This window comes from Anaerofustis stercorihominis, assembly GCF_005844425.1.
In the GTDB taxonomy this organism is placed as follows: domain Bacteria; phylum Bacillota; class Clostridia; order Eubacteriales; family Anaerofustaceae; genus Anaerofustis; species Anaerofustis butyriciformans.
Map to the genome: position 1 here is coordinate 1 of NZ_SPHL01000005.1, position 14,086 is coordinate 14,086.

At 28.1% G+C, this 14,086-nt stretch carries 13 protein-coding genes and 1 pseudogene; 4 read left to right on the plus strand and 10 right to left on the minus strand.

Translation table 11 applies throughout. From position 1 onward, the window contains the following. Nucleotides 1–82: 82 nt before the first annotated feature. From FGQ49_RS02310 to FGQ49_RS02320, 3 genes and pseudogenes are all read right to left on the minus strand, one after another. Entirely contained in the window at nt 83–907 is an 825-nt protein-coding gene (locus FGQ49_RS02310) for a hypothetical protein (RefSeq protein WP_138268301.1), read from the minus strand. Beyond that, nucleotides 901–1,598 (minus strand): annotated as a pseudogene (locus FGQ49_RS02315) (ABC transporter ATP-binding protein). The gene FGQ49_RS02310 and the pseudogene FGQ49_RS02315 overlap by 7 nt, the downstream one beginning before the upstream one ends. Beyond that, nucleotides 1,591–1,965: a GntR family transcriptional regulator gene (locus tag FGQ49_RS02320; protein WP_138268302.1), complete on the minus strand. Its 375-nt coding sequence runs from the start codon at nt 1,963–1,965 to the stop codon at nt 1,591–1,593. Before FGQ49_RS02320 ends, FGQ49_RS02315 begins: the two are co-directional and overlap by 8 nt. 195 nt (nt 1,966–2,160) lie before the next feature. On the opposite strand from FGQ49_RS02320, the gene FGQ49_RS02325 reads away from it, so the two are divergent. Both FGQ49_RS02325 and FGQ49_RS10275 read left to right on the plus strand, forming a co-directional pair. Continuing rightward, a complete protein-coding gene (locus FGQ49_RS02325; RefSeq protein ID WP_138268303.1) occupies nt 2,161–3,525 on the plus strand; it encodes a leucine-rich repeat domain-containing protein in 1,365 nt (454 codons plus the stop codon). Nucleotides 3,526–3,672: 147 nt separating this feature from the next. Further along, a complete protein-coding gene (locus tag FGQ49_RS10275; RefSeq protein WP_171020559.1) occupies nt 3,673–3,849 on the plus strand; it encodes a hypothetical protein in 177 nt (58 codons plus the stop codon). Between the two features lie 37 nt (nt 3,850–3,886). Here FGQ49_RS10275 and FGQ49_RS02330 read toward each other — a convergent pair whose 3' ends face one another. The 7 genes from FGQ49_RS02330 to polA form a co-directional block, all read right to left on the minus strand. Beyond that, nucleotides 3,887–4,423: a cell division protein ZapA gene (locus FGQ49_RS02330; protein ID WP_138268304.1), complete on the minus strand. Its 537-nt coding sequence runs from the start codon at nt 4,421–4,423 to the stop codon at nt 3,887–3,889. 147 nt (nt 4,424–4,570) lie between these two features. Further along, on the minus strand, nt 4,571–5,752 hold the full coding sequence (locus FGQ49_RS02335; protein WP_138268305.1) for an aspartate aminotransferase family protein: 1,182 nt from the start codon (nt 5,750–5,752) through the stop codon (nt 4,571–4,573). 6 nt (nt 5,753–5,758) lie between these two features. Beyond that, nucleotides 5,759–6,613, minus strand: coding sequence for an acetylglutamate kinase (argB, locus tag FGQ49_RS02340; protein WP_138268306.1), 855 nt, complete (start codon nt 6,611–6,613; stop codon nt 5,759–5,761). Next, complete coding sequence (gene argJ / locus FGQ49_RS02345) at nt 6,613–7,833, minus strand: bifunctional ornithine acetyltransferase/N-acetylglutamate synthase (protein ID WP_138268307.1); 1,221 nt, start codon at nt 7,831–7,833, stop codon at nt 6,613–6,615. Before argJ ends, argB begins: the two co-directional genes overlap by 1 nt. 59 nt (nt 7,834–7,892) lie before the next feature. After that, nucleotides 7,893–8,930, minus strand: a complete 1,038-nt coding sequence (gene argC, locus FGQ49_RS02350; RefSeq protein WP_138268386.1) for an N-acetyl-gamma-glutamyl-phosphate reductase — start codon at nt 8,928–8,930, stop codon at nt 7,893–7,895. Nucleotides 8,931–8,964: 34 nt separating this feature from the next. Further along, the gene (gene coaE / locus FGQ49_RS02355; RefSeq protein WP_138268308.1) at nt 8,965–9,588 is read right to left on the minus strand and encodes a dephospho-CoA kinase; all 624 of its coding nucleotides are present in this window, start codon (nt 9,586–9,588) and stop codon (nt 8,965–8,967) included. Beyond that, nucleotides 9,588–12,239: a DNA polymerase I gene (polA, locus tag FGQ49_RS02360; RefSeq protein ID WP_138268309.1), complete on the minus strand. Its 2,652-nt coding sequence runs from the start codon at nt 12,237–12,239 to the stop codon at nt 9,588–9,590. The genes coaE and polA overlap by 1 nt, the downstream gene beginning before the upstream one ends. Nucleotides 12,240–12,370: 131 nt before the next feature. Here polA and rsmG point away from each other — a divergent pair, with 131 nt between their 5' ends. Together rsmG and FGQ49_RS02370 are read left to right on the plus strand one after the other, a co-directional pair. Further along, a complete protein-coding gene (gene rsmG / locus FGQ49_RS02365; protein ID WP_243112206.1) occupies nt 12,371–13,081 on the plus strand; it encodes a 16S rRNA (guanine(527)-N(7))-methyltransferase RsmG in 711 nt (236 codons plus the stop codon). A gap of 124 nt (nt 13,082–13,205) precedes the next feature. Next, nucleotides 13,206–14,051, plus strand: a complete 846-nt coding sequence (locus FGQ49_RS02370; RefSeq protein WP_138268311.1) for a transporter substrate-binding domain-containing protein — start codon at nt 13,206–13,208, stop codon at nt 14,049–14,051. Nucleotides 14,052–14,086: the final 35 nt, after the last annotated feature.

Consider the following 14,086-nt stretch of genomic DNA (forward strand, 5'->3'; position numbering starts at 1 on the left):
AATAGAATCTGCTACACTTGAAGATTTAGAACAACCTGAATATAGAAAATTTTAAAAGAAGAGTATTTTATACTCTTCTTTTTTACTCCAAATTCAATTTCCTTTCAAAGAAAAATTTAACAATAAAGAAATATATAATATTTAAAATTAACAAGAAAGCAATTAATCCTACAAATACCAAATGAGCCATAGCTATTGGAGATAATGTATTATTTAAAAAGTTATACAATGGACTTACAAATATTACTCCTAAAATAATTGTTAGAATTGTAGTTAATACAGATATTGCAATGTAAGACACAAACGATAATAAAATTTTATTTTTATTAAAACTGAAACCAACAGCCATAGCAGAATAAACAGCCAAGATTTTATTTGAGCATCCTAAAATAATAATAAGCAATAAATAAAACATTACTAACAATACTTTTGCTATATCACCTCCGTAAATCGTAAAGGCTCGTTTTATATTAATTACATCATTTATATCCAAACTTGCAAAATCAAAAATACTTGAAAACATGACTAAACAAAGTACCGAAATAATTATTGCTAATCCCGTTAAAATTACCCATAAAGTACCAACAATGACTTTGCTTAAAATCTCTTTTCCAATATTGATTGGAAGAGTATGAGTAAGATAACCTTCATTAGATAAATCTGCCTTATAAAATCTAATTATACTTAAAACTGCTGCCAAGATTAATATTGCCATAATTCCTAACATATATACTGAACCGCTTACTGCCGAAAAGATATTATATATAATACTATCATGAAGTATATTATTAGTAGATATTCCAACTAAAACACCATTAAGTACAGATACACATATTAAAGCAATTATAGCCGGTATCATAATTCTTTTAGTTGCTTTAATTTCGTACTTTATTAATTTACTTAACATCTGAATTCCTCCCTAAACAATTTATCAATAGACATACCTTTTTCTTCTCTTATTTCATCAGCATCCCCGTTTAATACAATGCTACCGTTTTTTATAAATATTACTTGATCTAAAACTTTTTCAATATCAGAAATTAAATGAGTAGATATAATCACAGTTGAATCGTCAGAATAATTATTTATTATGGTTTTAAGAATATAATCTCTGCTTGCAGGATCAACACCCCCTATAGGTTCATCCAAAAGATATAATTTTGCCTTTCTGCTCATTACTAAAATAAGCTGAACTTTTTCTTTTGTTCCTTTAGACATATTCTTAAGTTTATCATTTGGAGAAATATTTAAGCTTTCTAACATTTGATATGCCTTTTTACTATCAAAATCTTCATAAAAATCACTAAAGAAATTGATAAGTTCTTTTGCATCCATCCACTCATTCAAATAACTTTTATCAGGTAAATATGAAACTATTTTTTTGTTTCTATTCCCGGAGCTAAACCGTCAATATAAAGTTCTCCGCCAGATGGAACAAGAAGTTTATTCAAAAGTTTAATAAGAGTTGTTTTACCGCTTCCGTTAGGTCCTAACAATCCAACGATTTTTCCACTTTCAATGTTTAAATTTACATTATTAAGAGCAAACTTTCCGTCAAATTCTTTAAACAAGTTTTTTATTTCAATTAAGTTATTCATTTTCTTCCCCCTTCATTGATTCTTCCATAATTAAAGTTATTTCTTTTTCATCAAATCCAATTTCTTTCATCTTAATTAAAAAATCATCAACATATTCTTCAGCCAGCAATACTCTCCTCCTTTGAATAATCTCTTCGTCATCCGTTACAAATCTTCCGCTTGTTCTTGAAGAAAAAACTATATTATTTTTTTCAAGTTCACTAAAGGCCTTTTGCATTGTATTTGGATTAACATCAGCAACAGAGGCAAATTCACGAACCGAAGGAAGCTTATCCCCTACTTTATATTTTCCTTTTAATATATCTCTTTCAATAAATGAGGCTATTTGTAAATATATTGGTCTATCATTTTCAAATTCCCATCCCATATTAATCCTGCCTTTCTTTTAATTTGTATTATTGTATTAATCAACTAATACAATAATACAATCATAACTTGCATTTGTCAATATAACTTTAAAATTTTAATTATTTTTTAATTTAAAACAAATATATAATTTTAAAAGTTTAAAAATGAATGTATTTATGATAGAATAATTAGCAATGGAAAAGAGGTTTAAATTATGAGAAATAAAAAAACATTAATACTTATTCTATTATTAACATTTTTTATAATACCAACATTTAATTATATAAATGCAGATATAGAAACAGAAACGGAAATAACTCAAAATCTTGCTAACACAATTCAAGGTAATCAAAATGGCTTTACTTATATGATAAAAGATTCAAAAGCTTATATTATTTCTTATACTACAAAGGAAGAAGAAATAAAAAATCTTACAATACCTGAAAAAATTAATAACTATCCTGTTATAGAAATCAGAGATAATGCATTTAAAAATACTTCAATAATCAATCTTACAATTCCAAGCAGCGTAGAAACTATAGGTGATTATGCTTTCTATAATTGTAATAAATTGGAATCTGTAACAATAAACGGATGCAAAAATATAAATGAATATGCCTTTGCAAACTGTATAAGTTTAAAAGATATTACTTTAGAAGAAGGAATTGAAAATATTGCAGAAAATGCATTTTTAAATTGTGGTATGAAAGAAGTATCTATTCCTGCATCAGTAAAAAAAATAGGCTCTAATGCTTTTACAAATTGTACTAATTTAAAAAGCTTTACAGTAGCAAAAGAAAATAAAAAATTTACGGCAGAAAATGGTGTATTATATTCAAAAAACATGAAAACTTTAATATCTTACCCAATAAGCAAAGAAGATGAAGGTTTCACAGTAAATGAAAAAACGACATCAATAAAAGAAAGTGCATTTTATTCTAATAAATATTTAAAAAACATCACACTTCCAAATAAACTTAAATCAATAGGTAAATATGCATTTTACAACACCAGAAGCCTAACAAACATAGAAATACCGGAAAATGTAGAAGAAATAAAAGAAGAAACATTTTTAGGAAGTGTAAGTTTAACAAGTGTAACATTTAAAGATGGGGTTATAACCATAGGCAGCAATGCTTTTAGAGAATGCGAAAATCTTACAACGGTTAAATTCCCTAACACACTCCAAAAATTAGAAGGCGGTGCATTTAAAAATTGTTCAAAACTAAATAACATTTCTTTCCCTGATTCTCTTCATACAATAGGTAAAGAAGTATTCAGAGGATGTTCAAGTTTAACAAAAGTAAGTCTTCCAATTTACGTAAACTATTTAAGAGATTATGTATTTGCTGATTGCTCTAATTTACAAGAAGTAACTTTAAATGAGGGAGTAACAAACATTAATCAAAAAGCTTTCAGCAACTGCCCAAAACTTACCAAAATAGAAGCAACATATAGTCTTTCAACAATAGATTCTACAGCATTTGATGGAAGTAAAAACATAAAAATATATGCACCTTATGGTTCTTATGCATTAACATTTGCAGAAGAAAATAAAATAAATAATGAATCAATATAGAAAAAGAAGAGATAAAACTCTTCTTTTTTTGTAATGATTTTGTAATGAAGTTTGTTAAAAATAATAATTATGTTTATTTACTTATCTATGTAATTATGTTATAGTATTTTATAATAAAACAAGCTGGAATTACAGGAGGGAAAAGAGTTGAAGTATATTGTTGAGCGAGATTTATTCATGAGTAAATTGCAAAATTATCTTAATGAAAAAGCTGAAGAAGGTTATACCCTTGTTGATGTATTTGTATCTGAGGAAGATATAAAAGACGGAAGAGAAAACAAATACCAAAGAGCCAGTAAAGTTACAGTTATAATGAGCAAATAAAAAAGATGCAAAACTGCATCTTTTTATTTTTTATATTCTAGCTTGAATAATCCAAAATATTCTTTCTTGCTTTAACAAGCTCTATTTGATTTTCTAAAAGTTTATTTTGAAGTTCACTTATAGATCTTCTGTTAAGTTCTATCTCACTTCTCATTGAAGTAAATTTTTCCTTGTACTCTTCAAGCAGATCTTTTAACTCTTCGTTTTCTATTTCCATTTTTTCATATTTATATTGCATAGAAAGTCTTTTTGCTTCATTAGCTTCTGCTTCTTCAAGTGCAGACATTAACTTTTCTTTATAATCAGTCAGAATTTCATATTCCTCTTTATCTTTTCTAAGATCTTCAACTTCATCTTTTAGTTCGAAAAGTTCTTCACATAAATTTAAAGAAGACAAGACTGCAGCGGTATAAGGATTCATATAAGGATTATTTTTCTTAACTTGTCTGATTAATTCGTCAACAAAACCGGCAACTTTTTTTAATTGTTCTTCATCATTATCTGTAATGATTGTATAATTTGACCCTAAAATATTAACGACCACTCTGTTTTTTGCTGTACTCTTTTCTTCCATATGTATCACCCATTCTTTTATAAAATATAAAATATCAATATATAAATATATAATACCACAAACTTTACATTAAAAAAAAGAAAAAATTAGAAAAATACATAATTTTTTCTTTTTTTTATACTAATACGAAATATTTTACAAAATATGTTATATTTCTTGTAAAATACTGTCTAAGATTGTAATACCTTCGTCTATTTCATCCTTTGAAATAATCAATGGAGGCACAAATCTTATAATGTTTTGTCCCGAATTTAAAAGTAAAAGTCCTTTATCAATAGCCTTATTAATAATGTCAGAAACAGGGAATTCAAATTCCATTCCAAGCATTAAACCAATACCTCTTACATCATTAATAAAATCATATTTTTCTTTTAACTGTTCAAGTTTAGATTTTAAATAAATTCCTTGTTCTTTTACGTTATCTAAAATATTTTCATTTATTATCTTATTTAAAACATATTTACTTGCAGTAGAAGCAAGTGCATTTCCTCCAAAAGTTGAAGCATGGTTTCCAGGTTCAAAACCTTTTGCCTTTTCTTCTTTAACAAGAATTGCACCTATTGGGAAACCTCCTCCTAAACCTTTTGCCATGCAAACTACATCAGGAACAACATCAAAATATTCATATGCAAATAAATATCCGCTTCTTCCTATACCACATTGAACTTCATCAAATATTAATAATATATCAAGTTCATCACATAAAGCTCTTACCTTTTTCAAAAATTCTTTACTTGCAGGTCTTATACCGCCTTCTCCTTGAACAGGTTCTATTATAATTCCACAAGCGCCACATCTTGCTTCTTTTTCAATTGCTTCGAAATCCATAAAAGGAACATGAACAACATCAGGTAAAATAGGACCAAGACCTTTTTGATATTTAAGTTGTCCTGTAGCTGTTATAGAACCGAAAGTTCTTCCATGAAAAGAATTATTCATAGCAATAATTTTTGTTTCTTTATTTCTAAATTTATATGCATATAATCTTGATAATTTTAAAGCTGCTTCAGTTGCTTCAGCTCCTGAATTACAAAAGAAAACTCTGTCTAAAGCACTATTATCAACCAAAGTTTTTGCAGCCTCTACATTCGCTTTAGTATAATATAAATTTGATACATGATATAACTTATGCATTTGTTCTTCTAATGCTTTATTTAAACCTTCATCATTGTATCCCAAATCATTTACAGCAATACCTGCCACAAAATCTAAATATTTTTTTCCGTTTTCATCATAAAGATACACACCTTCTCCTTTTTCAAAAACTAAAGGAAATCTTGAGTATGTATGCATTAATACTTTTTCACCTGTTTTAACTATATCTTCCATTGCTGCCTACTCCTTTATCATAGTTCCTATTCCACAGTTTGTAAATAATTCTATTAATAAACTATGTTCAACTCTTCCGTCAATGATATGAACACCACTTACTCCGTTTTCAACACTTTCTTTTGCGCCTCTAATCTTTGGAATCATTCCCCCATTAATTGTACCATCATCAATTAAACCTTGAATTTCATCTATATTAATTTGTTTAATTAGATTTTTTTCTTTGTCCATAACTCCTTCAATATCAGACATGAAAAGAAGTTTTTTTGCATGAAGAGCGCTTGCAACATGGCAAGCAACATAATCAGCATTAATATTATAGCTTTGTCCTGTTTCGTCAACACCAATAGGTGCAATAATAGGGATAAAATCATCATCCAAAAGTTTTGCAATAAGCATTGGATTTACACCTTTAATTTTTCCAACAAAACCTATATCATCTCCACCAGGAGTATGTTTTTCAACTTCTAAAAGTTTTCCGTCCTGCCCTGTAATACCAATTGCATTCATTCCCTGTTTTGTAAATAGAGAAACTAAATCTTTATTTACTCCACCTGCAAGAACCATTTGAACAATATTCATTGTATCGCTGTCTGTAAATCTAAGTCCATTTACAAATTTATGTTCTTTTCCTACTCTATCAAGCATTTTATTTATATCTTTACCGCCACCATGAACAATTACAGGTAAAATACCAACTAATTTCATTAGAGCAATATCATTTATTACACTTTGCTCCATTTTTTTATCTACTAAAGCAGCTCCGCCATATTTAATAACTACTATTTGTCCGTTAAATTCTTTTATATAAGGAAGAGCTTCTATTAATACACTGGCTTGTTTAAAATATTTATCATCCATTAGCTTCTATACTCTCCATTTATTTTTACATATTCATAACTTAAATCGCATCCCCATGCTGTTGCATTTTCTTCTCCACAGTTCATGTTTATATCAATTTCCACTTCAACCTGCTGTAAAATTTCAAGAGCTTTATCTTCATCAAATTCAAGAGCTATTCCGTCTTTATATAACTCAATTTCACCCTTAACACTTTTAAATGAAAGTGTAACTATTGCAGGATCAAAATCAACTCCTGAATATCCTGCCGCACATAAAACCCTTCCCCAGTTTGCATCTTCGCCAAAGAATGCTGTCTTAACCAAAGAAGAACCTATAATACTCTTTGCAATCTTCTTTGCATCATCTTTTGTTTTTGCATTTAATACATTTACGGCTAAGAATTTTGTAGCACCTTCTCCGTCTTTTACAATTTGAGTTGCAAGGTGTTTGCAAACAAACATTAAGGCATCTTTGAATACATTATAATCTTTATGGTCTTTAGTAAGAACTTCATTACCTGCCATACCGTTTGCAAAAGCAATTACACTGTCGTTTGTAGAGGTATCTCCATCAACAGAAATCATATTATAAGTATCATCTGCAATTTCTTTTAGTAAATCTTTAAAAGTTTTGTCATCAATATTTACATCTGTTGTAATGAATGAAAGCATTGTAGCCATATTAGGATGAATCATTCCTGAACCTTTTGCAATACCGCCTATTCTTACTTTTTTATCATCTATTATAATTTCAACTGATTTATCTTTTATAAAAGTATCGGTTGTAAGAATACCTTCAGCACAATTTACACCTGAAACAATGTCATCGTCAAGAGCAAGAGAAACTTCCCTTATTCCGTTTATTATTTTATCCATAGGAAGCTGTACCCCTATAACACCTGTTGAATTAACATAAACATCATCAGGCTTTAAAGCAAGACATCTTGCTGTTTCTGCTGCCATTTCATCTGTGTTTTTTAATCCTTGTTCGCCTGTGCATGCATTTGCATTACCGCTATTTACTATAATAGCTCTTGCTTTTAAACCTTTTTCATATAAAGCCATATTATGTAACACACTGCTTGCTTTTACTTTATTTGTTGTAAATACTGCTGCAACATTACAAGGTTTTTCAGAATAAATAAGTGACATATCCTTTCTTTTTCTTTTTAGTCCTGTTGACTTTCCTGATGCATAAAAACCTTTTGGTGCAACAACACAACCTTTTACTATCTTCATCTATCAAAACTCCTTAATAACTAAAATAAAATATATAAATCTTTTAAATTAAAATATTTTTATATATATAAAGGAAGAAAATCAATGCCTTCCTTTTCGCTAAACCCAAACATTATATTCATATTTTGAACTGCTTGAGATGAAGCCCCTTTCATTAAATTATCTATTGCACTTGAAACGATAATTCTGTTTACCCTTTTATCAAGAACAAAAGATGTATCAAAAATATTAGTGCCTTTTACATAGTTTGTTGAAGGCAAATTACCAGACTCTCTAAGTCTTATAAAATATTCATCATTATAATACTCTTCATAAACTTCTTTTATTTTTTCCTTCGTTATGCTTTCATCCACATTTGCATAAATAGTTGTAAGAATTCCTTTATTCATTGGAACCAAATGAGGAGTAAAAGAAAGTTTAATATCATGTCCATATTTTGAAAGTTGTTGTTCAATTTCAGGAGTATGTCTGTGTGTACCTACTCCGTATGCTTTAATGGATTCATTGCATTCACAGAATAAAGAACCAACATTTGCTTTTCTTCCTGAACCACTTACGCCCGATTTGGCATCTATTATTATTGAATTCACATCAATAATATTTTCCTTTACCAATGGATATAGTGATAAAATAGAACAAGTTGTATAACATCCCGGATTTGCTAAAAGTCTTGTATTTTTTATACTTTCTCTTTCAATTTCACAAAGACCGTATACGCTTTCTTTAAGTAAATCCTCTGCAAAATGTTCTGTCTTATACCATTTTTCATATGTAGCCTTATCTTTTAATCTAAAATCAGCACCAAGATCTATTATCTTTGTTTTTTCCAAAACTTCTTTCGTAACAACCTTTGATGCAACTCCATGGGGAAGAGCCATAAATACAACATCGCAGTCATTTGCAAATTCATTAATGTCGCTTTCCAAACATGGTCCATCTTCTATATTTCTAAATGCTTCATAAACATCGCTAAATTCTTTACCCACATAACTGTGAGAACCTAGTTTTATATTTCTAACTTCTTTATGTTTTTTTAATATACTTACTAAAATTGCCCCGGTATATCCCGTAGCACCCAAAATACCTACATCAATCATTCCAATACCTCCATAATATGATATATTATACATATTAATGTATATTTATGCAAGTATTATTTTTAGAAAATTCACTATTGTATATTTTATTTATATTATTTTTTAAATCATTAAAATCAGAACTGTTGTCTATTATTATATCCGCATACCTCATTTTATCTTCTGTGGACATTTGAGCTTTTATACGCATTAGGGCTTGTTCTTTTTTTACCTTATCTCTTAACATTATCCTTTCAATTTGAATATCTTGTGAAGTATATACTAGCATTACAACATCAACCATATTGGTAAGCTTTTCTTCTATTAAAAGAGGACAATCGTATATTACATATTTTTCATCTCTTTGTTTATATTTGTTCACAAGATAATTATATTTATCTGTTACTTCCGGATGGATAATATTATTTAAAGCAAGCCTTGCTTTTTCATCATTAAAAACAAGACTTGCCATTTTAGGACGATTAAGTTCACCATTATCTAAAATATAATCACTGCCAAAAACATCTTTTATTTTATTTAACCCTCTGCTTCCTTTTTGAACAGCTTCTTTACTTATTTTATCAGCATCAATAATTGGTATATTATAATATTCATTTAAAATTTTTGAAACGGAACTTTTACCTGTTCCGATTGAACCTGTTAACCCTATTACTTTCATTATTTCGCCTCAAACCAATTTTTACCTACATTTATATCGGCTTTTAATGGACAATCCATCTTAACTGCATTTTCCATTTTATCTTTTAAAATTTCTTTTACTTCCATAACTTCATTTTCAGGTGCATCTATTATTAGTTCATCGTGTACCTGTAAAATAAGTTTTGATTTAAGATTTCTTTTCTTAATCTCACTTTCAACATTTATCATTGCAAGTTTTATTATATCAGCTGCACTTCCTTGAATAGGAGTATTAAGAGCTGTTCTCTCTCCAAAAGATCTTACATTAAAATTCTTTGAATGAATTTCATTAATATATCTACGTCTGTTAAACATTGTGGTTACATATCCATTTTCTTTTGCAAATTCAACAATATCCTTCATATATTTGCTTACATTTGGATATTTAGCAAGATACGTATCAATATATTCTTTCGCATTTTTTCTTGAAATGTTCAAATCTTTTGATAGACCAAAGTCACTTATTCCATATACAATACCAAAATTAACCGCTTTTGCTCTACTACGCATTTCGCTTGTAACATCTTCTATATTAACACCAAATACTTCACTTGCAGTTCTTGCATGTATATCTTCATTATTTTTAAATGCATTAATTAACTTTTCATCTGAAGAAATATGTGCCAAAACTCTAAGCTCTATTTGAGAATAATCCGCATCAACTAAAACATTACCTTCTTTACTAGGTATAAATACTTTTCTTATTATTCTTCCTTCATTCGTTCTAACAGGAATATTTTGTAAGTTTGGATTTGAAGAAGATATTCTTCCTGTTGTAGTAATTGTTTGATTAAAAGTAGAATGAATTTTATCTTCTTTCCTATCAATTAAAGTAACAAATCCTTTTACATATGTTGAATTAAGTTTACTTACCTGTCTTAATTCGATTATAAGAGGAATTATAGGATGATGATCTTTTAATTTTTCAAGTACTTCTATATTTGTTGAATATCCTGTTTTTGTTTTCTTTATTACAGGAAGATTAAGTTTTTCAAAAAGAACATGTCCTAGTTGTTTTGTAGAATTAACATTAAAGCTTTCATCTTCTCCTGCAAGTTCTCTTATTTGTTTCGTTAAATTTTCAACTCGTTTATCAAAGTCTTCTCCTAAAACTTCCAGCATATTCACATCAACCTTAAAGCCTTCTATTTCCATATCCGCAAGAACATACATAAGTTTATGTTCAATATTATTATATAATTCTTCCATTCCCTCTTCTTTTATTTTTTCATTTAGAAGTTTATATAATGAATATATACATTTTGCCTTTTTAATATATGTTAGATACTTTTCTTTATCCTCAATATCAAGAAAACTTTGTTGAACAGCTTCACCTTTGTCTTCTTTTAAATCTACATCAAGATATTTTTTACCCATTACTTCAAGGGAGTATCTTTCATCACTTGGATTTAAAACATATCCTCCAATATAAGTATCAAATGAACATTCAACATCATATCCTTCACGTTTAAAACATTTATATACATTTTTAAAGTCATGAGTAATTATATTATTATTTTTATTCATTATTGCTGCCATATCCGAAACAGGTAAAACAGTTAAATCAAAAAGATAGAACTTTTCCCCGTCAAATATCATAGCTTCTTTTAATTTATTGTTTTCATCATTTAAAACAAAATAAATGCTAATATAGTCTTTTTTCTCTAATACTTTGCAAAGTTCATCGGGTTTTATGTCATTACCTATGTTTAAATATTCTTCTTTTAAATTAGAAAAATCATCATTTTTTTCTTCTTTATCTGCATTATTTTCTACACCAAGTTTCTTCATTATTGATTTCAAATCAAGACTTGATAGTATTGAAATAAACTTTTCATTATTAAAGTTAAAATCGCATTCTTCTTCAAGATTTATATCAACATCCATATCTACGACAATACTTCCAAGTTCCTTACTCAAAAATGCATTGTCTTTATCATTTATTAACTTTTCTTTTAATTTTCCTTTTACTTCATCTATATTTTCATACACACCTTCAAGTGTCTTATATTTTTCAAGTAAACCTAAAGCCGTCTTTTCTCCTACCCCTTTAACACCCGGGATATTATCAGATTTATCACCCATTAAAGCTTTTAAATCTATCATTTGTTTTGGTGTAAGAGAATATTTATCCATAATATAAGCTTCGTCTATTACTTCAATATCACTTATTCCTCTTTTTGAATAAAGAATCTTTGTATGTTCAGAAACCAATTGAAATGAATCCCTGTCTCCGGTTATAACAACAGTATCAATCCCCTTTGAGTCTGCTATCTCACTTACGCTACCTATAATATCGTCTGCTTCATAATTATCTACTTTTAAAGAGATAATATTTGCAGCATCTAAAAGTTCATCAATATAAGGAAGCTGTTCTCTTAATTCTTCAGGCATACTTTGTCTTCCTGCTTTATATTCACTGTATTTTTCATGTCTGAAATTTTTATGTCCTTTATCAAAAGCAGCATATAAATAATTAGGTTTTTCCTGTTCTATAAGCTTTAAAATTATATTTAAAAACCCAAAAATAGCATTGGTTGAAACGCCTTTTGGAGAGTGCATTGGTCTTACTCCGTAGAAACATTTATAAATAATCGAATATGCATCTATAATAACTAATTTTTTCTTCATTTTTTCCTCACAATCAAAAAAATTCTATTATTAAAGAATAACATAAAAGGTAAAAAAAATAAATATATTACCTCTTTTTCTTATTAAGTAATTCTGCTATACTATTTTTTACAAACAATAAGGAGAATATGATGAATTTAAAAGAATATTTAACTGAGGGACTTAATAAATGTAATATACAAATAACTAACGAACAAACAGAGAAACTACTTTTATTTATGGATATAGTTTTAAGAGAAAATAAAAAATTTAATCTTACGGCAATAACCGATGAAAAAGAATTTATTGAAAAACACATCATCGACAGCGCCCTTTCCATAAAATATATTAAAAATGAAGGAAAACTTATAGATATAGGTTCTGGAGCCGGTATGCCTGGAATTGTAATAAAAATACTTAGAGAAGATTTAGATATTCTTCTTCTTGACAGTTTAAATAAAAGAGTGAACTACCTAAATAATACAATAAAAGAATTAAAACTTAATAATATAGAAGCAATACATCAAAGAGCAGAAGAACTTTCACATGATGAAGAATATAGAGAACAATTTGATTATGTAACTGCAAGAGCGGTTGCTTCATTAAATGTTCTTTTAGAATATACAATTCCTTTTATAAAAAAAGAAGGCAGTTTTATAGCTTTAAAAGGCAGTAAAGGGGAAGAAGAAATAGAACAAAGCAAAAATGCATTGAATCTTCTTTCTTGTAAAATCATAAAAAACCATAAAGAAAAACTCCCCTATTCTCTTTCAAACAGAAATATCATAGAGATAAAGAAAATGGAATTAACTAATAAAAAATATCCAAGGAAACAAGCTAAAATAAAAAAAATCCCTCTATAAACAGAAGAAATAAAAAGCATAAATATAAATAAATATGCATAAAAATAAAAAACATGTTGATTTTTTTTTAAAATCATAGTAAACTTTAATAAAGTTATAGGTAAAGAGGAGGATTATTTTTATTATGAAATTGAAAAAAATAATTGCATTATCAACAGTTGCAATAATGAGTCTTGCAATGTTTACGGGATGTGGAAGTAAAGAAACAGCAGATAACGGAGAAATGAAACTTGTTAAAGATGGAACTTTAACAGTTGGACTTGAAGCTACATATCCACCAATGGAATATATTGATGAAGAAACTGGAGAACTTGCAGGATTTGATATTGAACTTGCAAAAGCAATCGCAGCTGATATGGGATTAGAAGTTGAATTTGTTCAAGTTGGATTTGATGCAATTTTTGCCGGTCTTGATGCAGATAAATATGATGTTGTTATTTCTGCAATAAGTGTTACAGAAGAAAGACAAGAAACATTAGAACTTTCTGATACATATTTAGCAAATCAACAAGTAATAATTTCAGCAAAAGACGGAAATCAAATTACATCTGTAGATCAATTAACAGGTAAAAAAGTTGCCGTTCAAGTTGGAACAACTGCAGATGAAGCTTGTCAATATTATCAAAATGACAAAGCAATGGAATTTGACTTACAACAATTTGACGATATGACAGCTGCATTCCTTGCTTTAAAAAGCGGAAGTGTTGACTGCGTAGTTACAGATTTAGTTGTTGGAGATTATTATGTAAATAACAATCCAAATGATTATGTAAAATCTTGTGATAACTTAACAAACGAACCTATCGCAATTGCTGCTAAAAAAGGTAATACAGCTGTTATCAATGCTGTAAATGAATCTTTAAAATCTTTAATTGACAGCGGAAAAACTGCTGAAATCTCAAAAGAATTATTTGGTGAAGATTTAACTAAAAACATTGACTCAAACTTAAAAAATTATGATGAACAATAAATAATTTAATTTTATAAAAATAAAAAAGCCTGTTT